This is a genomic window from Amycolatopsis sp. NBC_01286, assembly GCF_035982555.1.
Lineage (GTDB): Bacteria > Actinomycetota > Actinomycetes > Mycobacteriales > Pseudonocardiaceae > Amycolatopsis.
Map to the genome: position 1 here is coordinate 3073365 of NZ_CP108428.1, position 24131 is coordinate 3097495.

The window sequence follows — 24131 nt, forward strand, 5'->3', positions numbered from 1 at the left end:
GGGGGACCCGCCCGGCCGTCGAATCCGCCCGGCCGGGACGAGGTGCGGTGGCTGCCGGTCACGGACGAGCGCTGCGGCGACGACGGGTTCGCGGGCCCCGCGATCGGGGCCCTGCACCGGGTCGGTGACCTGGTCCCGGTGCCGGAGACGATCGTGCTGACCGCGCCCGTCCGGCACTGGCGGGACCGGGTGCGCCAGCGGCCCGCCGACCCGTTCGCGGAGTACGCGGGGCTGGTCGAGGAGCCGGTTTCGGTGCGGGCGTGGCAGATCCGGCCGCGGCGCTCGGACCTGCCGATCGGGCCGGTGTTCAACAACCTCGGCCCCGGCACGGTGGCCGAGGCGATGCTGGAGCTGCTGGCGCTCGCCGAAGACGGCGCCCGCGAGTTCCCGCGGCTGGCGTTCGCGCTGCAGCGGTTCACCGCGGCGGAGGCGAGCGCGCACGTCCACGCGGCGCCCGACGGCGAGCGCGTCCGGGTGCAGGCGTTCCTGGGGCTCGCCGAGCAGCTGTCCGAGCCGCTGCACCCGGACCTGATCGTGCTGGCGGGCCCGGAGCTCGCCGTCCGCGAGTACCGGGTGGCCGACAAGCCGACGGCGACGGTCGCCGCGGCCGGCGGCAGCCGGACGTCGCCGGTCGCCGAGCTGCGCCGGCGCGCGCCGGCGCTGCGCGTGAAGACGGTGCAGCACCTCGGTTCGGTCGCCGTCGCGGTCGCCCGGCGGCTGGCCGTCCCGGTGGCCGCGGAGTTCGCCGTCACCGACGGCGAGGTGGCGTTGCTGCGGTGCCGTCCGGTGCCGTCGTGAGCGGGGAGTCGGGTGCGGTGTTGCGGGTGGGTTCGGTCGCGGCCGCGCGCCGGCTGGATGTGCCGGTGGCTGCGGAGTTCGCGGTATCCAGGGCGAGGTGGCGTTGCCGCCCGGTGTCGCCGTGACCGGGGAGCTCGACGCCGTGTTCCGGCCGGTGCGGGCGGGCCGGGCGGTCGAGGAGACGATCGAGCGGCTGCGGCAGCTGGTGCGGCTCGGCGTCGTCGCCACGGGCTCGCGGCTGCCGGCCGAACGGGAGCTGGCCGAACGGCTCGCCGTCAGCCGCGTGACGCTGCGGGAAGCGTTGCGAGCGCTCGCTTCCGAGGGGTACGTCGAGTCCCGGCGGGGCCGCTACGGCGGCACGTTCGTCGTCGAGCGGCTGCCTGCGCCGGCCCGGACCGGGCGGCTCGACGCGGCCGGGCTGGACGACGTCCTGCGCCTGCGGCACGTGGTGGAGACGGGCGCGGCGGAGCTGGCGGCCGGACGGCGGCTGAGCTCGGCGGACCGGCGGCACCTGGTCACGACGTGCGCCGAGGCGGCCGCGGCAGGCCCGGCCGACCACCGGCGCCGGGACGCGCGGCTGCACCTGGCGATCGCGGAGGTGACGGCGTCCGGCTCGCTGACGACCGTGGTCGCCGACGTCCGGATGCAGCTTGCCGAGTGGCTCGACGGGATCCCGCCGGACCCGGAGCGTTCGCAGGCCCAGCACGCGGCGATCCTCGACGCGATCCTGGCGGGCGACCCGCCCGCGGCCCGCGCGGCGATGGCGGCCCACGTCGAAGCGACGGCGGCCCGGCTGCGCGCGTCCCGGTCGTGAGTGTTCAGGGCGGTTAGAACCGCCCTAACCACTCACGACGGGTGGGTGAGACGGGTGCCGGGGCGGTGGTGGACACGCCCCGGCACCCGGGGTCCTAACCGGCGAGCGCCGCGGCCAGCAGCGGGAACTCGTCGTCCGTCGGGGCCGTGATGCGCAGGCCCGGGACGCGGCCCGCCTGGTCGTCGCCGAAGACGCGGACCACCACGCCCGCCCGGACCAGCTCGTCGTAGTCGCGCTGCGGGTCGTCGGAAGCGACGAACCGGTAGTGCACCGGCGCGCCCTTGACGACGCCCGGGTAGCGGCGGACCAGCAAGGCCTCCATCGCCGCCGCGTTGACGAGCAGCCGCTCGCGGGTGCGTTCGGCCCAGGCCGTCTCCCGCAGCGCCGCGATGGCCACCACGGAGTCCACATAGGACAATGGCCAGTTGAGGCGCTGGGCGGCGACGGCCGTCCGCAGGTCCTCGTTGACCGTCCACATGGCACCCGTCCGGGCGCCGGCGATGCCGAACAGCTTGTTCGGCGACGACAACACGACCACATTGGACAGTCCGGACCACGCCATCGAGCGCCGGGTGCCGCCGCCGAGGAAGTCGACGTACGCCTCGTCGACGATCAGCGTCGACGCCGGGTTCTCGCGGCACACCTCGGCCAGGTCGCCGGGCGGGATGTGCAGGCCCAGCGGGTTGTTCGGGTTCGACAGCACGACGTAGCCGTAGCGGGCCATGCCTTCGGCGACCCGCGCGAGCCGCGTCGCGACGGTGTCGATCTCGTCGGTCGCGGGCGGCAGGTGGTTGGTGAACCAGCGGATGCTGTCGGTGTAGTCCGGCGTCACCACGGCGATCCGGTCCGCGGGCAGCAGCCGCGCCAGCACCCGGATGAACTCGGTGATCCCGCGGCCCGAGACCAGCAGCTCGGGGTCCACCGTGAGGTAGTTCGCGTAGGTGGCCCGGAACAGCGAGTCGGCTTCGTAGGGGTGGGCGCGCAGCCGCTGGACGTCCAGCTCCCGCAGCGCGACGCGGACCGCGGACGGCGGCCCGTACCGGTTCACGCAGGTGCCCAGGTCCAGGTAGGTGTCGCCGGCGAGGCCCCGGAGATCTCCGCCCTGCCTGTGGATGGCGTCGTCGGAAAGACTCTTCATCACTTCCTGCCTTCTGGTGGCGGACGTCCGGTGCCGCCTCGTCAGGGTCCGCTGACCGTGCCAGGGGGCGGTCCAGCTTGGCTCGAACCGGGCTGACGCGGCGGGAATCCAGGTCGTCGCGAGTTGCGCACGAGTGCGCGTGGTGACCATCCGGGGGTTCGCAGAACCCCCGCCGAAACCAGGAAGGACCCACGATGACCGCTGCGTGGATTCGCAGACTCGCCCTCGTCTCCGGGGTGCTGACCGTCGTCGGGCTCAGCACCCCGGCCGCACTCGCCGACACTTCGCACGCGCGGGGGACCCAGTACTACGTCGACTGCGCCGGCGGCCACGACTCGGCGTCCGGGCTCGGGGCCGGCCAGGCGTGGAAGACGCTGGCCAAGGTGAACTCCGTCGTCTTCCAGCCCGGCAGCCGGATCACGTTCAAGCGCGGGACGACGTGCGACGGCACGTTCGCGCCGAAGGGCTCCGGCACCGCCGGCCGGCCGATCACCACCGGCACCTACGGCTGGGGCGCCAAGCCGAAGATCGACGCGCACGGTGCGCTCGCCGCGGTGCTGCTGCACAACGTCGAGGGCTGGGAGGTGCGCGACCTCGACGTCAGCAACGAGGGCCCGGCGCCCGGCGACAACGACGTGCGCATCGGCGTGTTCCTCCAGCTCGAGGACTTCGGCGTCGCGCACCACCTCGTCGTCTCGGGTGTCGACGTCCACGACGTCAACGGCTGCGACTGCCGCAACCCGCACACCCCGGACGTCAGCGGCGCCATCGTCGTCAAGGCGGGCGGCACGACCGAGCCGAGCGGCTTCGACGACGTCGTCATCGAGAACAACACGCTGCGGCACGTCGACCGGCAGGGCATCGCGACGTCGTCCGACTGGGAGAAGCGCGCGCAGTACCCCGACGGCCGCGGCACGACGTACGTCCCGATCACCCGGCTGCGCATCGCGCACAACTACGGCGAGGACATCGGCGGCGACGCGGTCGGCGTCTACAACGCGACCGACGCCGTGGTCGAGTACAACACCTTCCGCGGCTGGGCCGAGCGCGCGCCGTCCTACACCGCCGCGCTGAGCGCGTTCAACGCCGACGGCACGGTCTTCCGCTACAACGAGGTCTCCTACGGCCACGGCTCCGGCCCGCTGCCCTCGGCGGCGTACATGACCGAGCACGCGAACCTCGACACGGTGTTCGAGCACAACCTCAGCCGCGAGAACCAGGGCGGCATGCTGGTGGTCTGCGCCGACGCCGGCCGCCCGACAGACCGCACCACGGTCCGGTACAACATCAGCCAGAACGACTTCTCCAACGGCTACTACCCGGACTTCAACGGCGGCACCGACCCGGTCGGCGTCATCACGGTGATCTGCCTGGAGACCGGGCGAGTGCAGGTGTACGGCAACACGATCTACGCCCCGAACGCCGAGCGGCTGCTGATGAACTACACCACCGACCCGCTGGAGTTCTCCGACAACATCTTCGTCGGGCGCGCGGGCGGGTCGGCGTTCAGCGACGCGTACGGGATTTACGACCACAACCTGTACCGGAACGTCACGACCGTGCCGGCCGGGGACGCGCACGCCGTCGTCGCCGACCCGAAGTTCACCGCGCCGGGCCTGGCGGCCGACCGCCAGGACGCCACCGGCTACCGGCTGCGCGGCGGTTCGCCGGCGCTGTCGGCGGGTGCGGCCAATCCGGGCGTGCGGGACTACTTCGGTTACCCGGTCCCGCCGGTGCGCCCGAACATCGGCGCGTACGCCGGGCCCGCGGTCCGATGAGCCGGCGGGTCCTCGTCGTTGGGGCCGGGATCGGCGGGCTCTGCCTGGCGCACGGGTTGCGGCAGGCCGGCGTCGACGTCGTGGTGCACGAACGCGACGAGAAGCCGGCCCCGCGGCACCGGCTGCGGATCACGCCGGACGGCGAGCGGGCGTTCCGCGCCTGCCTGCCGCCGGCGGTGCGGGACCGGTTCGTCGCGACGTCCATGCGCTACACGAAGGGCATGGCCGCCTACGACGAACACCTGGTACAGCAATGGGAACACCACGACGAGGACGACGGGAACCTCGACCGCGTCGACGCCGTCGACCACCGGACGCTGCGCGAGGTGCTGCTGGCCGGGCTCGGCGACGTCGTCCGGTCCGGTTCGTCGTTCGACCACCACGCGCTGACGGCGTCGGGTGGGGTGCGTGCGTACTTCCGCGACGGCACCTCGGACGTCGGTGACGTCCTGGTCGCCGCGGACGGGACGGACTCGGCGGTGCGCGCGGCGTGGCGGCCCGGCGACGAACCCCGCGACCTCGGCGTCCGCGCGATCGTTTCGCGGATCCCGATGGCGAAGGCGATCAAGGGCGGGCTGCCGGAGTTCATGCACGACCGGTTCACGTCGGTGGTCAGCTCCGGCGGTGTCAGCTTCGGTTTGCTGCCCATGGTGTTCCGGCCGGGCGCCGACGCCGAGGACTACTACACGGCGGTGTTCAACACGCACCGCGCGCACCTCGGGATCGCCGACGACGTCCTGTTCGGGCTGCCCGGGGCCGCCCTGCGGGAGGTGCTGCTGAACCGGACCGCGGACTGGCACCCGGACCTGCACGGGCTGTTCGCGCACGCGGAGCCGGCGGAGACGCACGTGCTGGCCCTGCGGGCCACCGCGCCGGGTCCGGCGTGGGGCCAGGGCCCGGTGGTCCCGCTCGGCGACGCGGCGCACACGATGCCGCTGTCGGGCGGGGCCGGGGCGAACGTCGCGGCCCAGGACGCGGCGGCGTTGTGCCGGGTCCTGACGATGCCGGGCTCACTGGCCGAAGGCCTGGCGGGCTACCAGGCGGACGTCACCCGCCGCGGCACGGCCGCCATCGCCGAGTCGGTCCGAATGGCCCAGGCCTCGATGCGCCTGGACTGGGAGTACTGAGTTCGAACGCCGTGAGGGGCACCTTCAGGGACGTGGTGTCCCTGAAGGTGCCCCTCACGGCGTTGCGGCGCGCGGGGATGGCGGGCGCGCCACCGGAAGTCCGTGAATGCCACATCGAGGGACACTAGGTCCCTCGATGTGGCATTCACGGACTTCGTTGTGGGGTAACGGGTCGCGCACCGCACCGGGGGGTAGCGGTGCGGTGCGCGACCCTCTTTCACCGGGGAGGCTGGGGGTCAACCCCGGTTCGGCGCGACGGCCACCCGCCCGGCCTCGTGGCACAGGGGCTGGTAGGCGTCGCCGGTCGTGACGGCCAGTGCCGGCTGCGGCTCGGTGCGGGCCGCTCCCAGGAGCTCCGCCTCCAGGTGCAGCCGGCGGCCGATGTCGCGGAAGGTCGGCAGCATGCGGTAGTGGTGTTCCTCCGTGTGGTCGGCCGCGTGCTCGAACTCCAGCAGGTGCAGGTTCACCAAGTCGTCCAGCAGGGTCTCCGCCAGGCAGCCGTCGAGGTTCAGCACCGCCGACGCGGCCGCCAGCGACAGGCTCCCGGCGTCGGATGTGCTCAGCGTCCGGAACGCCCAGCGCACCTCCGGCGTCGCGACGCGGTAGCTGAGCGAGACGCTCGAACGCAGGTCGAACGGGTCGTCCGCGCCCGTCGCGGCCCAGTCCGCCGCCCGCCGCACCGGCCAGTGCGGGCGGTGCCGCAGCCGGGTCGCCGCCGCGTGCAGCGCCAGCGGCAGGCCGTCGCAGCGGGCGACCAGCGCGCGGGTGCCGTCCGGGTCCTGAGCGAGCCGCTCCGGGCCGACCAGCCCGCTCAGCACCCGGACGCCGTCCGCGCCGCTCAGCGGGCTCAGGCTGACCACCGTCGTCACCGACGGGTCCGACAGCTGCATCCGGCTCGCGACGACGACCGCGCACCCGCGGCCCGCGGGCAGCAGCGGCGCGAGCTGGTGGTCGTCCAGCACGTCGTCGAGCACCACCAGCACACGGCGGTCGGCGGTCCAGGTGCGGAACTGGGTGCTGCGTTCCGCGACCGAGCCGGCGATCCGGTCGCCCGGGACGCCGATCGCGCGCAGGAACCCGGCCAGCACCGTGCCCGGGTCGACCGGCTGCCCGGCGGCGTCGGCCAGGCTCGCGTGGAACTGCCCGTCCGGGAACTTCTCCCGCACGTCGTGGCCCGCGTGCACGCACAGCGCCGTCTTGCCCGATCCCGGCGGGCCGTCGACGGTGACGACCGCCGGGCCCCGCCGGTCCGGCGCGGTGACGGCGGTGACGACCGTGTGCAGCTCGCTGTCCCGGCCGACCAGCCCCGGCCCGGCTGGTGGCAGCTGGCGCGGCGGTTCCGGCCGCGCCACCTGCCGCCGGACCTGGGCCGGGACGGCGTCGAGGCTGCCGTTGGCGGCCAGCACCGCGCGGTGGACGCGCTGCAGCTCCGCGCCCGGGTCGAGGCCCAGCTCGTCGGCCAGCGCCGAGCGGGTCCGTTGATAGACGCCCAGCGCTTCGGAGCGCCGGCCGGAGCGGTAGAGCGCCAGCATCAGCTTGGCCTGGAAGCCCTCGTGCGTCGGCTGCTGCGCCGCCAGCCGGGTGAGCTCGCCCAGCACCTCCTGGTGCCGGCCGAGCTGCAGCGCGGCGTCGATGCGGTGCTCCAGGGCGTTCTTGCGCATCTCGTCGAGCCGCAGCACCTCGGCCTGCAGCACCGGCCCGGGGTTGAGGTCGACGAGCGCGGAGCCGCGCCAGAGCCGCAGCGCGCCGTCCAGGGTGTGGAAGGCCGCCTCCGCGTCTCCGGCGTCGAGCTCGGTCCAGCCCTGCGTCGCCTGGCGCTCGAAGTGGCTCGAGTCCAGGGCGTCGCGGTCCACCGCGAGCATGTAGCCGCCGGAGAGGGTGAGCAGCACGGGCTGCCCGTCGTCACGGCGGACGCGCGCCGACGGCCGCTGCGCCGGGTCCAGCTCCAGCAGCTTCCGCAGCTGGTAGACGTAGGTCTGCAGGGTCGTCTTGACGCTGGTCGGCGGGTTCTCCTCCCAGAGTTCCTCGATGAGCTGTTCGGTCCGGACGATGTGGTTAGCGGACACGGCGAGCAGGCTGAACACGCGCTGGAGCTTCGGCGCGGACGGCGTGATGGGCACCCCGTCGCGTACGACCTCCAACGGGCCGAGAACCTTGACGCACAACATCTGCATCCTCCAAGTATCGATGCGGCGTGGTCCGCTCCCCGTCGGATGACACCGCTCCCCAGTCCCCAGGTTTGCCCGCATCCCGAACCGGGTATGAACCAGTCGGGTGCGGGCTTCTGCCCACCATGGCCGGGTCCGCTGGACGAGCATTAGCAGAGCGCTGACGCCGCCTTGGGAATGTCAGCCTATCGTGCAAGGTTTTCGTAGCTCCAGGTGCATTCTAGTGACCGGCGGTCACTTTCTGGTCGAAGAGCGCACGATAGAAGGGGTGATCGGGATGCAATACTCCCGGCGAAATTCACCTGATCGGCCCGCATCGTTCTGACCTGGGGCGACGTAGATCGTGAGCAAGGCGTACGACTTCGGCCCGCACCCGGCCGCGGATTTCCCGTCGGCCGCCGAGCGGATTCTCCCGCGACGGGAACGGCACGCGCGCGCGTATTACCGAGGGGTCGTGAATGAATTCGAGGACGCGATTGCCGCTCGACGCGAAATGGTCGCGGAGCGGTCGCTCGACTCGTTTCCCAGGACTGCTGCTACGCAATTCCGGAGGCGGCTCGCGGGCGTCCCGGTGCAGTTCACGGGGACGCGGGAAAGCGCTGTCTTCGGTTGTCCACGGCGGCCTTGAGTGGTTGCTCCCGTGCCGGGTGGGCGGTGTTGCCGGTGTGTCTCTCACCATAGTCAGGGACTTGCCTCACTGTGTCAACCGTCTGTTTCATTAAGTCGATCAGCCGGTTGAGGTGGTTGGGCGCATGTATAGTCGCCGGTGTGACCGCGTCGTCGAAGCCCCGCCGTTCGCCGAAGCCGCAGGAGCGGCAGCGGGATCCGGACCGCACGCGCCGGCTGATCCTGGAAGCGGCCGTCGCGGAGTTCGCCGCGCACGGGTACGCGGGCGCGCGCATCGCGGCGATCGCGTCGCGCGCGGGCGTGAACCAGCAGCTCATCTCGTACTACTTCGACGGCAAGGAAGGCCTGTACCAGGCCATGTCGGAGGGCTGGGGCCAGCGTGAGAGCGAGCTGGTGGCGCCCGGCACCCCGCTGTCGGAGCAGCTGCGCCGCTACGTCCTGGAGGTGCTGACGTCCCGGGACGGCATGCGCCTGCTGGCGTGGTCGGGCCTGGAGTACGGCGGCCCGGACACCGACCCGGACCACGCGCCGCGGTCGGCCCGGCTGGGCGGCACCGTGGACCAGGTGGCCGAGCTGCAGAAGTCCGGCCAGCTCCCCGAGTGGGTGGATCCCGCCTGCCTGACGGTGATGCTGATGGCCGCGGCGATGGCGCCGGTGACCCTGCCGCACGTCATCGAGGGCGTGGCGCAGCAGGACCCGGAGTCCCCGGAGTTCGTCAAGCAGTACGCCGACCAGCTCGCGCGCTTGATCGAATACCTGAACCCCGACAAATCGTGACAACCGGTCGTGAGTGGTAAAGAGGGTTAGAACCCTCATTACCACTCACGACTTGTTCGTGGGCACCGGAAAGAGCGGTGGCGCCGCGAACCCGCACCACCGCTCCTTCTCCTCCCTCAGGCGCCGGCCGCTCCCGGCCGGGCCAGGACCATCGCGCTCTGGAAGCCGCCGAAACCGCTGCCGACCGTGAGAACCACGTCCATCTCGTGCTCGCGCGCGGTCAACGGGACGTAGTCCAGGTCGCACTCCGGGTCCGCCTCGTGCAGGTTCGCCGTCGGCGGGACCACCTGGCGGTCGAGCGCCAGGGCGCACGCCGCCACCTCCAGCGAGCCGATCGCGCCGAGCGAGTGCCCGATCATCGACTTGATGGAGCTGACCGGGACCTCGTACGCCCGCTCCCCGAGACTGCGCTTGAACGCCGCCGTCTCGTGGCGGTCGTTCTGCTTGGTCCCCGAACCGTGGGCGTTGATGTAGTCGACGTCCGCCGGCGCCAGCCGCGCGTGGTCCAGCGCGACCCGGATCGCCTCCGCCATCTCCCGGCCGTCCGGCTTGAGGCCGGTCATGTGGAAGGCGTTGCTGCGCCCGGCGAACCCGACGATCCGCGCGTACTCGCGAGCCCCGCGCCGCAGCGCGGCCGACGTCTCCTCGAGCACCAGCACCGCGGACCCCTCGCCGAGCACGAACCCGTCGCGCCGCGCGTCGAACGGCCTCGACGCGTGCTCGGCGTCGTCGTTGTTCGCCGACGTCGCGCGGATCGCGTCGAAGCACGCCGAGGTGATCGGCGACAGCGGCGCGTCTGTGGCGCCGGCGAGCACCACGTCCGCCGAGCCCTCCTCGATCAGCGCCACGCCGTGGCCGACCGCGTCGAGGCCCGACGTGCAGCCCGTCGACACCAGCGCCGTCGGGCCCTCCGCCGCCACCTCCCACGCGACCTCGACGGCCAGCGTGCTCGGCACCATGTAGCCGTAGAGGTGCGGGACGCCGTAGGTGTGGTCGACCAGCCAGTGCTTGCCCTCGTCGGCGAGCACGGCGTACTCCTCCTCCAGGCCCATCGTGCAGCCGACGGCGCTGCCGATGCTGACCGCGATCCGCCCGGGGTCCAGGCCCGTGAGGTCGAGGCCGCTGTCGGCCACCGCCTCCCGGGTGCACACCGTGGCGAACTGCGCGGCCCGGTCCATCCGCCGCACCTGCTGCGCCGACAGGCCCGCGGCCCGCGGGTCGAAGTCCACCTCCGCCGCGATCTTCGAGCGGAAACCGGTGGCGTCGAACAGGCTGATCCGGCGGGTCGCGGTGCGCCCGGCGCTCAGCAGTGCCCAGAACGGTTCCCGGCCGACCCCGCCGGGCGCCACCACACCGATCCCGGTGATGGAGACGCTCCGGGTCACGAAGCACCCCCGACCGCCGGGTTCGGGGCGTCCGGGCGCTGCGGCTCCTCCGTGTCGACGTGGCCGAGCTCCGGCCGCGGCGCCAGCGGCGACAGGTGGAACACGCCCCGCGCCTCGACGTCGCCGACGTTGACCAGCCGGTGCCGCACGCCGATCGGGACCATCAGCGAGTCACCCGGGCCGAGCCGCACCGCGACGCCGTCGAGCGTCATCTCCAGCTCACCTTCGACGACGTGCAGGAACTCCTCGGAGTACGGGTGGTAGTGCTCGGTGACGTGCTCGCCCGCGCCGAGGATGAGGAAGCCGCCGAAGCCGGACGTCGAGCCGACCGTCTTCGGGCTGAGCGTCACGCGGATGTCGCCGCCGCGGCGCTGGTTCGGGGCCGCCTCGGCGACGTTGACCTTCACCCTGTCCACTGTGGTCATCGAACGCGGCCTTCCTCGGGAGTCCAGACGTAGAACGGGGACGCCATCGCGTCCTTCGGTTCCTTCCAGCCGGGGTCGTACGGCGAGACGAGCTCGGCGAGCTTGGTGTTGATGTCGCTGTACAGCTCCGTGCTGCGCGCCTTGTACAGGCTTGGGTTGATGTCCTGGTCCGCCTCGACGAGGTGGAAGTACAGGTCGTGGAAGTTGAAGAGGGTTCGCCGCGAGACGCCGACCATGCGCGGCAGATCGGTGGCGTCGGACTCGGCGAAGACGTCCGCGATCCGTTCGGGTGAGTCGGTCTTGAGCTTCGCGACGATCAGGGTGCGGTGCACGTTCTCGCCTCCTGGCAACGTGGTGGTACGGGACGCTTCATGTTCCGGGCCGCCGGTGTAGCCCGGCTCGAATTCACCACGGAATCCGCTTGCCCGACCGCAGGAACGCGCCCGTCGGGCCGTCGTCGGGCAGGGTCGCGACGTCGGCGATGTCGACGGCGGCGTCTTCGGGACCGCGTTGCGCGCTGGGCACCATGCGCGTGCGGACCTGCCCGGGGTTGACGGCGTTGACCAGCACGCCGGTGCCCTCGATCTCTCGCGCGAGCATGGTGGTCAGGCCGTTCACCGCGGTCTTCGACAGCGAGTACGCCGGCGCGCCCAGCCACAGCCCCAGCTCGAACGACCCGGTGGCGCTGGAGAGGAACACGACGCGGCCCCAGCCGCGGCGCACCATCGCGGGCAGGAACGCCTGCGCCGTGCGCCAGCCGCCGAGCAGGTTCACCGAAAGCGTTTGCTCGACGAGCTCGAGCGGCACGGTCAGCGGGTCGTGGCCGCCGTCGAGCAGGACGCCGGCGTTGCACACCAGCACGTCCACCTCGGTCAGCTCGGCGGCGGCCCGCGCCACGCTCGCGGGATCGGTGACGTCGAGGGCGTACGGCCGCGCGCCGATCTCGGCGGCGGCTTTGGCGGCGGCGTCGAAGTCCCGCGCGGTCATGATGACGTCGAGCCCCCGGCCGGCCAGCTCGGCGGCGACGGCCTGGCCGAGCCCCCGGTTGGCCCCGGTGATCAGGGCGGTGCGTTGTGCGGCCACGGTGTTCCTCCGCTGTCGGTGGTCGTTCCGCCGCGATGGTCGCGGCCGCGGCTCGATCCGCGCTGGGGTGCCGGTCGTTCGAGTCAGGCTTCAGAACGCGGTGCCACCGTCGTCGCCGAGACGGCCGTCGGCGAGAAGCACAGGAGGAACGGACATGCGGGTGGTGTTCACGACGTGGGCCTGGCCGACGCACCTGTACGCGCTGGCGCCGCTGGCCTGGGCGTGCCGGGCGGCCGGCCACGAGGTGCTGTTCGCCAGCCAGCCCGGGCTGGCCGGCGAGATCCGGCGGGCCGGGCTGACCGCGGCACGGGTCGGCGTCGACGTCGACACCGCGGGGATCGTGCGGGAGTACCTGCTGCCGACCGTGCCCGGGGCCGCGTCGCCGGCGAAGAGCGGCAAACCCCGTGCGGTGCGGCTGTTGCTGGAGCACGCCGAGTCCATGGTGGACGATCTGGCCGAGCTGGTCCGCGACTGGCGCGCCGATCTCGTCGTCTACGACCCGACGGCGCTGGCCGGTCCGCTCGCCGCCGCGGCCGCCGGCGTTCCCGCCGTGCGCCACTTGTACGGCGCCGACCTGCTTTCGCGGGTGAGCGGCGTGCTCGCCGAGGCGTTCGCGCCGCTGGCCGCCCGGTTCGGCGGCCTGCCCTTCGACGCCGCCGGCGCCGCGACGATCGACCCGGTGCCGGCGAGCATGCAGGTGCCGGGCGAGCACCGGCGGCTGCCCGTGCGGTACGTCCCGGTCAACGGCCCGGCCACGCCGCCGCGCGGGTTCCGCATCGGCCGCGACCGGCCGCGGGTCTGCGTCAGCTGGGGCCACACGATCGCGAAGGTCGACCCGCGGCGGTTCCTCGTCGACCGGGTCGTCGCCGCGACGGCGGACCTCGACGTCGACGTCGTGCTGGCGGTTTCTTCGGCGCAACGTCCGCTGCTCGGGCCGCTGCCGGGCCACGTCCACGTGCTCGTCGACGAGCCCCTGCAGCCGATCCTGGCCGGCTGCGACCTGCTGGTCGGCCACGGCGGCGCGAGCAGCCTGCTGACGTCGTTGCACGAAGGCGTCCCCGTGCTGCTGGTGCCGCAGCTGCCCGACCACGCCGGGCACTCGGCGCGGGCCGGGGCGCGCGGGGCCGGCGTGGTAGTCGGGATCGCCGACGCGACGGCTGACGTGCTGCACGACCACATCGTGCGGCTGATCGCCCCCGGCACGCCGCAGCGGACGGCGGCCCGGGAGGTCGCGGCGGAGATGCGCGAGCAGCCGTCGCCGTCGAAGGTCGCCGCCGCGCTGGAAACCCTGACCGGCCCGGTCCTCAACCGTCCGTAGCAGACTGTCCATAGGAGACGCAGATGACCCAAGAAGCCGTCGACACACTGCGGTTTCCGTTCACCAGCAAGCATCCGCTGCTGCCGCCCGAGGAGTACGCGCGGTTGCGCGCCGAGGAGCCGGTCGCGAAGGCGACCCTGCCCAACGGCCACGCCGTCTGGCTGGTCACCAAGCACGCCGACGTCCGCAAGGTGCTGGCCGACGCGCGGTTCAGCCGCGAGGCCATCACCCGCCCGGACGCGCCCCGGCTGCTGCCGGTCGCGGCCGGGTCGAAGTCGATCTTCGTGATGGACCCGCCCGAGCACACCCGGCTGCGCAAGCTCGTCGGCCGCGTGTTCACGACGCGGCAGGTGGAGAACCTGCGCCCGCGCGTCGAGGAGCTGGCCGAGGAGATGGTGGCCGGGATGGTCAAGGCCGGCCCGGGCGCCGACCTGATCGAGCACCTCGCGCAGCCGCTGCCGATCACCGTGATCTGCGAGATGCTCGGCGTCCCGCAGGACGACCACGACCTGTTCCGCGGCTGGACCGACGTGATGCTGAGCGTCGGGCACCGGTCGTCCGGGCAGGTCGGCGAGGCCGCCGGGAAGCTGCGGCAGTACCTCGACGACCTCATCGAGACCAAGCAGAAGAACCCGGCCGACGACCTGCTCGCCGTGCTGATCACCGCGCGGGACGAGGACGATTCGCTCAGCACCGAGGAGCTGCTCGCGTTCGCCGAGACCATGCTGATGGCCGGGTACCACGCGACGACGTCCGAGATCGCGCACGGCGTGCTGACGCTGACCGAACAGCCGGGCGCGGTGCGGCGGCTCGTCGAGCACCGCGACGAACTGCCCGCCGCCGTCGACGAGCTGCTGCGGTATTCGCAGGCCGGCGGCGGCGTCGGGCCGATCCGGATCGCCTTGGAAGACATGGAGATCGGCGGCGTCACGGTCAAGGCGGGCGACGCGGTGCTGCCGTGCATCAACTCCGCGAACCGCGACGAAAGCGTTTTCACCGGCGCCGAAGAGGTGGACCTGACCCGTGCGCACAACCCGCACCTCGCCTTCGGGCACGGCATCCACCACTGCCTCGGCGCGCACCTGGGCCGGGTCGAGCTGACGGTCGCGCTGGACCGGATGCTCGAGCACTTCGGCGAGTTCCGCATCGCCGTCCCGCCCGCCGAACTCGAGTGGAGCGCGAACCGCGCGTTCACCCGACCGGACACCCTGCCGCTGCAGTGGTGACCCCTGTTGATCACACCACGCAAGGAAGGACCGTTCATGACCACCACTGCTGACCAGGGCACGGTTTCCGCGATCAACGCCCGGCCGCTGATCGAGCTGGGGACGTCGTTCTGGGCCGCCAAGACGCTGCTGACCGCCGTCGAGATCGGCCTGTTCACCGAACTGGGCGCCGGGTCGGCGAGCGAGGAGCAACTGCGGGCGAAGCTGGACCTGCACCCGCGCTCGTCGCGGGACTTCCTCGACGCGCTCGTCTCGCTCGACCTGCTGGAGCGCGAGGACGGGCTCTACCGCAACACCGCGACCACGGGGTACTTCCTCGACGAGCACAAGGAAACCTTCCTCGGCGGCTGGATGCGGCAGGCCAGCAAGCACCTGTTCCGCGCCTGGGGCGGGCTGACCGAAAGCCTCCGTTCGGGCAAGCCGTTCATCGGCTGGGACACCGCGGACTACTTCGAGCGGCTGTACGAGGACATGGAGGAGCGGCGCTCGTTCATCGCCGCGATGGACGCGTGGACGACGCACATCGCGACCGAGCTGGCCGACGGCGTCAACTGGGCCGAGCACAAGACGTTCGTCGACGTCGGCGGCGCGCGCGGCAACCTGTCGGCGTCGCTGGTGAAGGCCCAGCCGCACCTGGACGGCGTCGTGTTCGACCGGCCGGAGATCGCCGAGCTGTTCCACGAGCACATGGCGGCCAAGGGCACCACGGGGCGCGTCGGGTTCGTCGTCGGCGACTTCTTCACCGAGCCGATCCCGCCGGCGGACGTGCTGATCTTCGGGCACATCCTGCACGACTGGAACGACGAGGAGCGCGCGACGCTGGTGCGGCGCGCGTACGAGTCTGTCAACCCCGGCGGCATCGTGGTGATCTACGACCGGATGATCGACGACGACCGCCGCGTCAACAAGGTCGGCCTGCTGGGCTGCCTGAACCTGCTGGTGGTGACCCCGGGCGGCTCGGAGTACACGATCGCCGACTGCCGCGAGTACGCGTCGGCCGCGGGCTTCGAGTCGACGACGACGGTGGCGCTGTTCGACGGCCTCGAGACGGCCGTCGTCTGCCGGAAGGCCCGCTGATGCCGTACGTGGCGATCACCTACGACATCAAGAGCGGCTGCGAGGACGACGTCGCCGAGGTGTTCGCGGACTTCCAGCGGCCGAGGTCGAGCGTCCTGCCGGACGGTGCCCGGATCCTGGCGACCGCGGTGTTCATCCGGGACGCGACCTTGGTGCGGTTCATCGAGTACGACGGCGACCTGGACGCCGTGGCCCGCTTCATGGCGAACCAGCCGGGGGTGCGGGAGGTGGAGCGCAAGCTGGCGCCGTACCTGAACAACCCGCGTGACACGGGGACGGTGGAAGGCTTCGTGCGGACGTTCCGGGAAAGCATGCTGCGGTGCGTCACGCAGTTCGCGGTGCCCCGGAGCCCGGTACCCGCCTGACCCGCCGCACCTGCCGACACGAGAACGGGCCGGGATCCTGTCGGATCCCGGCCCGTTCTTCGTGTCGACCCTCTGATCACGCGTGTCGGCTTCCTGATCACGCGAGTCGACCCTTCGATCACGGACCCTGCCCGGCCCCGGAGGGTCGGCTCGCGTGTCTGGAGGGTCGGCTCGCGTGATCCCAGGGTCGACACGCGTGATTGAAGGGTCGACACGCGTGATTCCGAGGACGACACGCGTCGCGTCTCGGGCCCGCGCCGACACCCGGACCCCGGAGGGTCGGTTCGCGTGCCTGGGGAGTCGGTTCGCGTACCCGGAGGGTCGGCTCCGCGGCCGGCCTCCCCGGGGGTAGCGAAAAGCCGTGAAGGCCTCCTTACCGGCCGTAAGAGCCGGTAAGGAGGCCTTCACGGCCCTTGGGGGTGCGGGACTCAGGCGGGGCGGCGAAGGACGACCAGGGTGTCGTAGTCGCCCAGGGGCTTCGACGTGAAGTCCGTGAAGCCGACCTCCGCGGCGTGCTCGCGGACCTCCGAGGCCGGGTACTCCGAGCCGCCGTCGCTGACCAGGAGCATGTCGATGCTGATCACCAGGTTCTCGACGTGGCGGGGGTCCTCGTCCAGCATGCGGTCGTACACCAGCAGCGTGCCGCCGGGGTTGACCGACGCCGCGGCCTTCTGCAGGATGCGCTTGCGGTGGTCGCGGTCGAAGTCGTGCAGGATGTGGCCCAGCACCACCAGGTCGGCCGACGGCAGGTCGTCGTGGAAGACGTTGCCGCCGTGGAACTCCAGGCGGTCGGTCAGGCCGAGCGTCGCCATGTGCTCGGTGAAGAACGGCTTCATCGGCGGCAGGTCGAAGACGTGCCCGTAGAGGTCCGGGTTCGCCTTGACGATCTGGCTCGCCATGTTGCCGCGGCAGCCGCCGATGTCGAGCATGGTCTTGAACTCCGACCACTCGAACGCCTCGATCAGCTGCGGCCCGAGCACCTGCGTGAGCGCGTCCATCATCCGGATGAACTGGCCCAGCACCTTCGGGTTGGCGATGACCTGCTCGAAGTCGCCCTCGGCCTGCGGCTTCCCGGTCTTGAGCGCCTCGGTGAGCAGGCCCCACGCCGGGTACAGGTTGTTGTTGGCGCGGTGCATGAAGCCGCCGACGTACGTCGGGAGGTTCGTCACCAGGTAGCGGTCGGCGCCGGCGGCGTTGCGGTAGCGGTCGCCCTCCTTCTCCAGCAGGCCCAGCGCCACCAGCAGGTTCAGGAAGTCGCCGAGGCCGCGCCCGTGCAGCGCCAGGCTCTTCCGGAGCTGCTCTTCGGTCGCCGAGCCCGAGTGCAGCTTGGTGAACAGGTCGAGTTCCACCGCGGTGAGCAACGCCTTGGCGTCACAGAAAGCGTTGCAGAGCCTGATGATTCCCGCCGGGGTGCTGACATCCGGTGCGGTACTCGTCATGTGCCGACTTCCCTTCTCGACAGTTCGCGCGGCCACTGACCGGGCCGGATCTGTCGTCACCGTTCCACCGCGGGGTGGAGCGCAACTCGAACCGGCGTGGAACCGGCGGGCTCCACCCGGGTTCGAGTTCCGGTTCAGCGGTCCTTGTCAGGCTCACGGCCAAGTCGAACGGGAAAGGTGGCGTCCGGTGGAGCAAGGACTGCGGGGCAAACGAGTACTGGTGACCGGTGGCACCAAGGGGATCGGCCGGGCCACGGCGCTCGCCTTCGCCCGGGCCGGAGCCTGGGTGCTCGCCGGCCACCGAACCGGTGACGAGGCGGCGGAAAGCCTGGCGCGGGAACTGAAGGCGCTCGGCGAGCACCACCGCCTGGTGCAGGCGGACGTGACGCGCCGCGCGGACGTCGCGGCGCTGGCGGAGACGGTGCGAGCCGACTGGGGTGGGCTCGACGTCGTCGTCAACAACGTCGGCGTCGACGGCGGGGTCCCCTTCGGGGAGATCGACGACGCCGAGTGGGGCCGGCTCATCGACCACAACGTGACGTCGGCCTACCTGGTCACGCAGGCCGTGCTGGACCTGCTGACCGACGGCGCGTCGGTGGTGAACGTCGGGTCGTCGGTCGCGCTGCGCGGCCGCGTCAACGGCGTGCACTACACCGCGTCGAAGGCCGCGCTGATCGGTTTCACCCGCGGCCTGTGCAAGGAGCTCGGCCCGCGCGGCATCCGGGTCAACACCGTCGCCCCCGGTCTCACCGAGACCGAGCCGGGCGCGGGCCTGCCGCCGCACGCCGTCGAGCGGATCGTCGGGATGACGGCGCTGGGCCGGATCTGCCAGCCGGAAGACGTCGCCGGCGCCGTGCTGTTCCTTGCCGGTGACACGGCGAAGTACATCAGCGGTGTCACCCTCAACGTCGACGGCGGGGTCTGATGGCCACCGCGCGACGCGGCCTGCGGGTCGTCGTCATCGGCGGTGGCGTCGGCGGGTTGTGCCTGGCCCAGGGGCTGCGCAAGGCCGGCGTCGACGTCTCCGTGCACGAACGCGACGACTCGATCCGCGGCCGCAACCAGGGCTACCGGCTGCACATCAGCCAGGACGGCGAACGCGCGCTGCGGGAGTGCCTGCCCGAGCGCGTCCAGACATTACTGACCGCGACCGCGAACAGCCGCTACGGCTTCGGCATGGCGAACTACGACGAGCACCTCACTCCACAGTGGACCCCGGAGATGACCGACCCGCGGGCCGGGCAGGCGGACAAGGTCGACGCCGTCGACCGCGTCACGCTGCGGAAGGTCCTGCTGGCCGGGCTCACCGACGCCGTCCACTTCGGCAAGCGCTACACCCACCACGAGGTCCAGCCGGACGGCACGGTCGCCGTGCAGTTCGCGGACGGCAGCGTCGACACCGGGGACGTCCTCGTCGCCGCCGACGGCGCGAACTCCGGCATCCGGCGGGCGCGCGGCGGAGCCGAGCCGCGCGACCTCGGCGTCCGGACGATCTTCGGCCGGATCCCGATGACCGCGCGGCTGCGCGCGGAACTGCCGGAGATCCTGCAGGACCGGTTCACCTGGGTGATCGGCTCGGACGAGCACAAGCTCGGCCTGATGCCGATGGTCTTCCGGACCGAGCCGGCGACGGCGTCCGCGCGGCTGTGGCCGGAGCTGGCCTTCGAACCGTGCGACGACTACTTCATGTCGGTGTTCTCCATGCACCGCACCGCGACCGGGATGCCGGACGAGCAGTTCCTCGCGATGAGCGGCGCCGAGCTGTGGGAGTTCGCGAAGGCCCGCACCACCGGCTGGCACCCGCACCTGCGGGCGATCATGGAGTTCGCCGACGTCGAAGAGACGTTCCCGGTAGCCGTCCGGGCGACGGCGCCGATCGAGCCGTGGGAGCCGGGCCCGGTCATCCCGCTCGGCGACGCCGTCCACGCGATGCCGCCGTCCGGTGGTGTCGGCGCGAACACCGCGCTGCGCGACGCCGCGACGCTCACCCGCGAACTGCTCGCCGCCGACCGCGGCGAGCAGCCGGTCGCGCTGGCTTCCGAGCGGTACCAGACGGAAATGCTCGGCTACGCCACGGACGCCGTCGCGATGTCGCTGCAGGTCGCCAAGTGGTCGCTCAAGCGGATCGACTTCGACGAGTCGGTGCTCCCGGCGCGCGTGGCCGGCTGATTCGGCCAGCTGAAAAGACAGGAGGAGTTATGGACATCGGAGTGGGCCTGCCCAACACCGTCCCCGGCACGGACGGCCGGCAGCTGATCGAGTTCGCCGCTCGCGCGGACGAGCTCGGGTTCAGCACGCTGGCCGTGCTCGACCGGCTGGTGTACGACAGCTACGACGCCACGGTGGCGCTGGCCGCGGCGGCCGCCGCCACCAGCCGCATCACCCTGGCCCCGACCATCCTGCTGGCCGGCTACTGGCCGAGCGCGGCGCTGCTGGCCAAGCAACTGGCCAGCATCGACCGGCTCTCCGGCGGGCGGCTGGTGGTCGGCGTCGCCGCCGGCGGGCGCGAGGACGACTTCCTCGCCACCGGCGTCGACTTCCACACCCGCGGCAAGTGGCTCGACCAGCTGCTCGGCGAGCTCAAGGAGGTCTGGGCGGGCCGCGGCCCGGTGCCCGGCATCGGCCCGAAGCCGTCGAACGGCGCGGCCGTGCCGATCTGGGCCGGTGGCAACGGGCCCGCGTTCATCCGCCGCGCCGCCGAGCACGGCATCGGCTGGGTGTCCGGTGGCGGCCCGGTTTCGCGCTACCCGCAGCAGGCCGACCAGGTCCGCACCGCGTTCGTCGCGGCGGGCCGCACGGACACACCGAAGATGGGCGCGCTCACCTACGTCGCCCTCGGCGAGGAGCGCAAGGCGGCCGGCGGCCGCTACCTGCTCGACTACTACTCCTACATGGGCGAGAAGGCGCAGTTCCTGGCGAACGGCGTCATCTCCGACGAGACCCGGCTGCGCGAGACGATCGACGCCTACGCCGCCGCCGGGTGCGACGAACTGCTGCTCTTCCCCTGCACGTCCGACGTCGACCAGCTCGACGAGCTGGCCAAGGTCTGCCTGTAACCCGGCCGCGAGCAAAGGAAAACGCATGACTGACATCCGAGTGCCGGTGCTCGTCGTGGGCGCCGGCCCGGTCGGTATCTCGACCGCGCTGTTCCTGGCCCGCCACGGCGTCGGGCCCCTGCTCGTGGAGCAGCGGGACGGCACGTCCACGCTGCCGCGGGCGCCCGGGCTGCAGGCCCGGACCATGGAGCTGTTCCGCGCCGCCGGGGTGAACCAGGAGATCCGCGCCCTCGAGGTCGGCGACTCCCACCCGTACTTCGAAGGCGGCATCATCCAGGTCCGCACCTTCGCCGAGATCGACGACGCCGAGGTGCTGGAGTCGCCGTCGCTCGACGGCCCGACCGTCAGCCCGGAGCGCGTGATGGGCTGCGGGCAGGACCGCTACGAGCGCGTGCTGGCCGACTTGGCCCGCGGCGCGGGCGCCGACATCCGGTTCGGGACGCGGCTGACGTCGTTCACCCAGGACGAAGACGGCGTCACCGCGCAGATCAAGGACCTGACCACCGGCGAGGAGACCACGGTCCGGGCCGACTACCTGGTCGGCGCGGACGGCGCGAACAGCCGGATCCGCAAGGCGCTCGGCGTCGAGCGCAGCGGCATCGGGACCGTGTTCAACGCGCTGAGCGTGTACTTCCGCGCGCCGCAGCTGACGTCGGTGCTCAAGGACCGCAAGTTCATCCTGTGCTACGCCACCGCGGCGCCCGGCACGCTGATGGGCCTGTCGCGGCTGCACGGCGCCGACCCGTGGCTGGCCGCGCCGCTGTACTACCCGGAGAAGGGCGAGACGCCGGCCGACTACCCGGACGAGCGCTGCGTCGACATCGTGCGCACGGCCGCCGGGGTGCCGGACATGGACGTCGAGATCGTCGCGAAGGTGCCGTGGCAGGGTGCGCAGCTGGTGGCCGACACGTTCCGCCGCGAGCGCGTCTTCCTCACCGGCGACGCGGCGCACGTGCACCCGCCGGCCGGCGGGTTCGGCGCCAACACCGGCATCCACGACGCGCACAACCTCGCGTGGAAGATCGCCGCCGTGCTGGCCGGCACGGGCGGCGACGCGCTGCTCGACAGCTACGACGCCGAGCGCCGCGGCGTCGGCGGGGCGATGGCCCGCCAGGCCATGGTGCGCAACCGGATCCGGCACGGTTACGCCGACGAAGAGACCCGGGCGTCCCTGGTGGACGACGTCATCATCACCCTCGGGTACCGCTACCACTCCGAGGCGATCACCGGCGGTCAGGCGGACGCCCCGACGCTCAGCCCGGGCCTGGAGCTGGCCGGCGAGCCCGGCACGCGCGCGCCGCACGTCTGGCTGGAGCGCAACGGGCAGCGACTGTCCACAATCGACCTGTTCTGGGACAAGTTCGTGCTGCTCACCGGCTCGCGCGCCAACGGCTGGGTCGAGGCCGCCGAGCGCGTCGCCAAGCAGACGGGGCTGCCGCTGGAGGTCCAGGTGATCGACGGCGGCGAGATCACCGCCGTCGACCGCGACTGGGCCAAGGCGTACGGCGTCTCGGCGGACGGCGCGGTGCTCGTGCGGCCGGACGCGTTCGTCGCGTGGCGCTCGGCCGGCAAGGTCGCCGACCAGGACACCGTGCTCGCCGACGTGCTCACCCGCGCCAGCGGCCTGCCGCCCGAGGGCGTGGCGTGAGCGCGCCGGAGATCGACCGGGTCGCGCTCGACGGCACGGTCTCGTTGAGACGGATGCCGCGGTGGTACACCACGCTGTTCGTCACGGACACGTTGGAGCGCTTCGGGTTCTACGGCATGCAGGCGATCCTCGTGCTGTACGCCGCCGCGCCGGTGGAGCGCGGCGGCCTCGGGCTGCGCACGGCCGACGCGGCCGCGTTGTTCGGCGCCTGGATCAGCGTGATGTTCCTGCTCTCGCTGCCCGGCGGCTGGATCGGCGACCGGCTGCTCGGGCAGTGGCGCGGGCTGCTGTGCGGCTGTGTGCTCAGCGGCGCCGGCTACCTGGCGCTGGCCGCGCCGACCGGCTGGGCCACCACGGCCGGCCTGATCCTGCTCGCCGCGGGTGGCGGGTTGTTCAAGCCGAACCACCAGGCGCTGATCAACCTGATGTTCGACGGCCGCCGCGGCCGCGAGTCGGGCATCTCGCTGATGTACGTCGGCGTCCAGATCTCGGCGCTCGCCGCGCCGCTGATCACCGGCTACCTCGGCGAGAAGGTCAGCTGGCACCTCGGGTTCTCGGTCGCCTCGGCGGCCGTCCTGGTGACGGCGGTGCTGCTGGCCTTCTCGGCCGGGCAGTTCGGCGGCACCGGGATGCGCCCACGCCGGCCGGCCACGCCGGTCGAGCGGCGCCGGGCCCTGCGCGGGGCGGGCCTGGTGCTCGGGCTCGCCGTGGTGCTGGTCGCGCTGCTGGCCGTTACCGGCCGGCTGTCCGCGACCACCGCGATCATGATCGCGAGCGTGCTCAGCATCCTGCTCCCGGTCGTGGGGTACGTGACGCTGTACCGGAACCCGGCGCTCACCGCGGGACGACGGCGCCGGCTGCGCGGTTACCTCGCGGTGTGCCTCGGGGCGACGTTGTTCTGGATCATCATCGCGCACTCGGCGTCGCTGCTGACGCTGTTCGCGCGGGACCACACCGACCTCACGGTGTTCGGCCTGGGCATCCCGGCCAGCTGGCTGCAGGCGGCGACCCCGGCGTTCATCCTGGTGCTCGCCCCGGTGGTCGCCAAGGTGCTGCCCGCGGTCGACGGCGTCGGCGTGAAGCTCGGCGTCGGCCTGGTGATGGTGGGCACCGGGTTCCTCGTGATGTGCGTCGGCTCCTCGCTCGCCGAAGACGGTCAGCAGGTGTCACTGCTGTGGCTCGCGCTGGTCTACCTGCTGCACGCGGCCGGTGAGGTGATCATCGCGGCGGTCGCGATCTCGTCGGCCGCCGACGTGCTCGGGCCGGAGTTCATCGGCCGCGTCATCGGGATGCTGTGGCTGTTCGCCGCCCTGGGGGGCGGGCTCGGCAGTTTGCTGGTGCGGCTGAGCACGGCCATGAGCGAGCCCGTCTACTACGCCTCCCTCGGCGGGGTGGCCGCCCTCATCGGCGTCGTCTTCCTGCTGTCCCGCCGCACACTCGGCAACGCGCTCGTCGCCGAAGTCGCCGATGTCGCTGATGTCCAGAAAGGACACGTGTAATGCCTTACGCGGCCATCACCTACCGGGTCAAGCCCGGGTTCGAGGACGAGATCGCCGACGTCTTCGCGCGGTTCAAGCGGGTCGACACCCCGGACTTCCGCGGCGACGACGGCGACGCGGCCGGCCGGCTGCTCGGCACGGCCGTGTTCGTCAAGGACGACATCGTCGTGCGGTTCATCCACTTCGAAGGCGACTTCGCGGCCGTCGGCAAGCACATGGCGGCCCAGAGCGGGGTGCACACGGTCGAGCACGAGCTCGCGCCGTACCTCGCCGAGCAGCGTGACACCGACAGCGCGGCCGGGTTCGCCGAGTACTTCCGGAACGCGACCATGCGATGCGTCTCCCAGCTGTCCGTGGCGACCCACCCGGCGGGGAGCTGAGCC

22 protein-coding genes are annotated in these 24131 nt (G+C 72.2%); 15 read left to right on the top strand and 7 right to left on the bottom strand.

Annotation, left to right across the window (positions count from 1 at the left end):
• The first annotated feature begins 42 nt into the window (after nt 1-42).
• Together OG570_RS14960 and OG570_RS14965 are read left to right on the top strand one after the other, a co-directional pair.
• On the top strand, nt 43-798 hold the full coding sequence (locus tag OG570_RS14960) for a PEP/pyruvate-binding domain-containing protein (RefSeq protein WP_326957025.1): 756 nt from the start codon (nt 43-45) through the stop codon (nt 796-798).
• A 97-nt stretch (nt 799-895) separates the two neighbouring features.
• On the top strand, nt 896-1612 hold the full coding sequence (locus OG570_RS14965; RefSeq protein ID WP_326957027.1) for a FadR/GntR family transcriptional regulator: 717 nt from the start codon (nt 896-898) through the stop codon (nt 1610-1612).
• Between the two features lie 94 nt (nt 1613-1706).
• On the opposite strand, the gene OG570_RS14970 is transcribed toward OG570_RS14965, so the two are convergent.
• The gene (locus OG570_RS14970) at nt 1707-2750 is read right to left on the bottom strand and encodes an aminotransferase class I/II-fold pyridoxal phosphate-dependent enzyme (RefSeq protein ID WP_326957029.1); all 1044 of its coding nucleotides are present in this window, start codon (nt 2748-2750) and stop codon (nt 1707-1709) included.
• Between the two features lie 194 nt (nt 2751-2944).
• Here OG570_RS14970 and OG570_RS14975 point away from each other — a divergent pair, with 194 nt between their 5' ends.
• Together OG570_RS14975 and OG570_RS14980 are read left to right on the top strand one after the other, a co-directional pair.
• Nucleotides 2945-4528 (top strand): hypothetical protein, encoded by a 1584-nt coding sequence (locus OG570_RS14975; RefSeq protein ID WP_326957031.1) that lies wholly within the window; start codon nt 2945-2947, stop codon nt 4526-4528.
• Complete coding sequence (locus OG570_RS14980; protein WP_326957033.1) at nt 4525-5655, top strand: FAD-dependent oxidoreductase; 1131 nt, start codon at nt 4525-4527, stop codon at nt 5653-5655. The genes OG570_RS14975 and OG570_RS14980 overlap by 4 nt, the downstream gene beginning before the upstream one ends.
• 236 nt (nt 5656-5891) lie before the next feature.
• On the opposite strand, the gene OG570_RS14985 is transcribed toward OG570_RS14980, so the two are convergent.
• A complete protein-coding gene (locus OG570_RS14985) occupies nt 5892-7829 on the bottom strand; it encodes an AfsR/SARP family transcriptional regulator (RefSeq protein ID WP_326944864.1) in 1938 nt (645 codons plus the stop codon).
• A 762-nt stretch (nt 7830-8591) separates the two neighbouring features.
• On the opposite strand from OG570_RS14985, the gene OG570_RS14990 reads away from it, so the two are divergent.
• Complete coding sequence (locus OG570_RS14990) at nt 8592-9227, top strand: TetR/AcrR family transcriptional regulator (protein WP_247058719.1); 636 nt, start codon at nt 8592-8594, stop codon at nt 9225-9227.
• A 116-nt stretch (nt 9228-9343) separates the two neighbouring features.
• On the opposite strand, the gene OG570_RS14995 is transcribed toward OG570_RS14990, so the two are convergent.
• From OG570_RS14995 to OG570_RS15010, 4 genes are all read right to left on the bottom strand, one after another.
• Nucleotides 9344-10612, bottom strand: a complete 1269-nt coding sequence (locus tag OG570_RS14995; RefSeq protein ID WP_326944863.1) for a beta-ketoacyl-[acyl-carrier-protein] synthase family protein — start codon at nt 10610-10612, stop codon at nt 9344-9346.
• Nucleotides 10609-11037, bottom strand: a complete 429-nt coding sequence (locus tag OG570_RS15000) for a cupin domain-containing protein (protein WP_326957035.1) — start codon at nt 11035-11037, stop codon at nt 10609-10611. Before OG570_RS15000 ends, OG570_RS14995 begins: the two co-directional genes overlap by 4 nt.
• Nucleotides 11034-11369, bottom strand: coding sequence for a TcmI family type II polyketide cyclase (locus tag OG570_RS15005; protein ID WP_247058716.1), 336 nt, complete (start codon nt 11367-11369; stop codon nt 11034-11036). Before OG570_RS15005 ends, OG570_RS15000 begins: the two co-directional genes overlap by 4 nt.
• Before the next feature lie 73 nt (nt 11370-11442).
• On the bottom strand, nt 11443-12120 hold the full coding sequence (locus OG570_RS15010; protein WP_326957037.1) for an SDR family NAD(P)-dependent oxidoreductase: 678 nt from the start codon (nt 12118-12120) through the stop codon (nt 11443-11445).
• Nucleotides 12121-12274: 154 nt separating this feature from the next.
• On the opposite strand from OG570_RS15010, the gene OG570_RS15015 reads away from it, so the two are divergent.
• From OG570_RS15015 to OG570_RS15030, 4 genes are read left to right on the top strand one after another with little or no spacing between them, the layout of a single operon-like run.
• Complete coding sequence (locus OG570_RS15015) at nt 12275-13438, top strand: nucleotide disphospho-sugar-binding domain-containing protein (RefSeq protein ID WP_326957039.1); 1164 nt, start codon at nt 12275-12277, stop codon at nt 13436-13438.
• Between the two features lie 23 nt (nt 13439-13461).
• Nucleotides 13462-14664 (top strand): cytochrome P450, encoded by a 1203-nt coding sequence (locus OG570_RS15020; protein WP_326957041.1) that lies wholly within the window; start codon nt 13462-13464, stop codon nt 14662-14664.
• A gap of 36 nt (nt 14665-14700) precedes the next feature.
• Nucleotides 14701-15741 carry a methyltransferase gene (locus OG570_RS15025; protein WP_326944857.1) on the top strand — a complete coding sequence of 347 codons (1041 nt, stop codon included), beginning with the start codon at nt 14701-14703 and terminating at the stop codon, nt 15739-15741.
• Nucleotides 15741-16106 (top strand): SchA/CurD-like domain-containing protein, encoded by a 366-nt coding sequence (locus tag OG570_RS15030; RefSeq protein WP_326944856.1) that lies wholly within the window; start codon nt 15741-15743, stop codon nt 16104-16106. Before OG570_RS15025 ends, OG570_RS15030 begins: the two co-directional genes overlap by 1 nt.
• Nucleotides 16107-16534: 428 nt before the next feature.
• On the opposite strand, the gene OG570_RS15035 is transcribed toward OG570_RS15030, so the two are convergent.
• Nucleotides 16535-17545: a methyltransferase gene (locus OG570_RS15035; RefSeq protein WP_326957043.1), complete on the bottom strand. Its 1011-nt coding sequence runs from the start codon at nt 17543-17545 to the stop codon at nt 16535-16537.
• Nucleotides 17546-17732: 187 nt separating this feature from the next.
• On the opposite strand from OG570_RS15035, the gene OG570_RS15040 reads away from it, so the two are divergent.
• The 6 genes from OG570_RS15040 to OG570_RS15065 are packed head-to-tail and all read left to right on the top strand — an operon-like array spanning nt 17733 to nt 24128.
• Nucleotides 17733-18470: an SDR family NAD(P)-dependent oxidoreductase gene (locus tag OG570_RS15040; RefSeq protein ID WP_326957045.1), complete on the top strand. Its 738-nt coding sequence runs from the start codon at nt 17733-17735 to the stop codon at nt 18468-18470.
• Complete coding sequence (locus OG570_RS15045) at nt 18470-19714, top strand: FAD-dependent oxidoreductase (RefSeq protein WP_326957047.1); 1245 nt, start codon at nt 18470-18472, stop codon at nt 19712-19714. The genes OG570_RS15040 and OG570_RS15045 overlap by 1 nt, the downstream gene beginning before the upstream one ends.
• A gap of 29 nt (nt 19715-19743) precedes the next feature.
• Nucleotides 19744-20601, top strand: a complete 858-nt coding sequence (locus OG570_RS15050) for an LLM class flavin-dependent oxidoreductase (RefSeq protein WP_326944852.1) — start codon at nt 19744-19746, stop codon at nt 20599-20601.
• 25 nt (nt 20602-20626) lie between these two features.
• On the top strand, nt 20627-22249 hold the full coding sequence (locus tag OG570_RS15055) for an FAD-dependent monooxygenase (RefSeq protein WP_326957049.1): 1623 nt from the start codon (nt 20627-20629) through the stop codon (nt 22247-22249).
• Nucleotides 22246-23748: a peptide MFS transporter gene (locus OG570_RS15060; protein ID WP_326957050.1), complete on the top strand. Its 1503-nt coding sequence runs from the start codon at nt 22246-22248 to the stop codon at nt 23746-23748. The genes OG570_RS15055 and OG570_RS15060 overlap by 4 nt, the downstream gene beginning before the upstream one ends.
• Complete coding sequence (locus OG570_RS15065; RefSeq protein ID WP_326957052.1) at nt 23748-24128, top strand: SchA/CurD-like domain-containing protein; 381 nt, start codon at nt 23748-23750, stop codon at nt 24126-24128. Before OG570_RS15060 ends, OG570_RS15065 begins: the two co-directional genes overlap by 1 nt.
• The last annotated feature ends 3 nt before the right edge of the window (nt 24129-24131 follow it).

Coding starts and splice junctions, on each gene's coding strand:
- OG570_RS14970 (WP_326957029.1), bottom strand. CDS start 2,750: ATGAAGAGTCTTTCCGACGACGCCATCCACAGGCAGGGCGGAGATCTC.
- OG570_RS14975 (WP_326957031.1), top strand. CDS start 2,945: ATGACCGCTGCGTGGATTCGCAGACTCGCCCTCGTCTCCGGGGTGCTG.
- OG570_RS14980 (WP_326957033.1), top strand. CDS start 4,525: ATGAGCCGGCGGGTCCTCGTCGTTGGGGCCGGGATCGGCGGGCTCTGC.
- OG570_RS14985 (WP_326944864.1), bottom strand. CDS start 7,829: ATGCAGATGTTGTGCGTCAAGGTTCTCGGCCCGTTGGAGGTCGTACGC.
- OG570_RS15000 (WP_326957035.1), bottom strand. CDS start 11,037: ATGACCACAGTGGACAGGGTGAAGGTCAACGTCGCCGAGGCGGCCCCG.
- OG570_RS15015 (WP_326957039.1), top strand. CDS start 12,275: ATGCGGGTGGTGTTCACGACGTGGGCCTGGCCGACGCACCTGTACGCG.
- OG570_RS15020 (WP_326957041.1), top strand. CDS start 13,462: ATGACCCAAGAAGCCGTCGACACACTGCGGTTTCCGTTCACCAGCAAG.
- OG570_RS15025 (WP_326944857.1), top strand. CDS start 14,701: ATGACCACCACTGCTGACCAGGGCACGGTTTCCGCGATCAACGCCCGG.
- OG570_RS15030 (WP_326944856.1), top strand. CDS start 15,741: ATGCCGTACGTGGCGATCACCTACGACATCAAGAGCGGCTGCGAGGAC.
- OG570_RS15035 (WP_326957043.1), bottom strand. CDS start 17,545: ATGACGAGTACCGCACCGGATGTCAGCACCCCGGCGGGAATCATCAGG.
- OG570_RS15045 (WP_326957047.1), top strand. CDS start 18,470: ATGGCCACCGCGCGACGCGGCCTGCGGGTCGTCGTCATCGGCGGTGGC.
- OG570_RS15050 (WP_326944852.1), top strand. CDS start 19,744: ATGGACATCGGAGTGGGCCTGCCCAACACCGTCCCCGGCACGGACGGC.
- OG570_RS15055 (WP_326957049.1), top strand. CDS start 20,627: ATGACTGACATCCGAGTGCCGGTGCTCGTCGTGGGCGCCGGCCCGGTC.
- OG570_RS15065 (WP_326957052.1), top strand. CDS start 23,748: ATGCCTTACGCGGCCATCACCTACCGGGTCAAGCCCGGGTTCGAGGAC.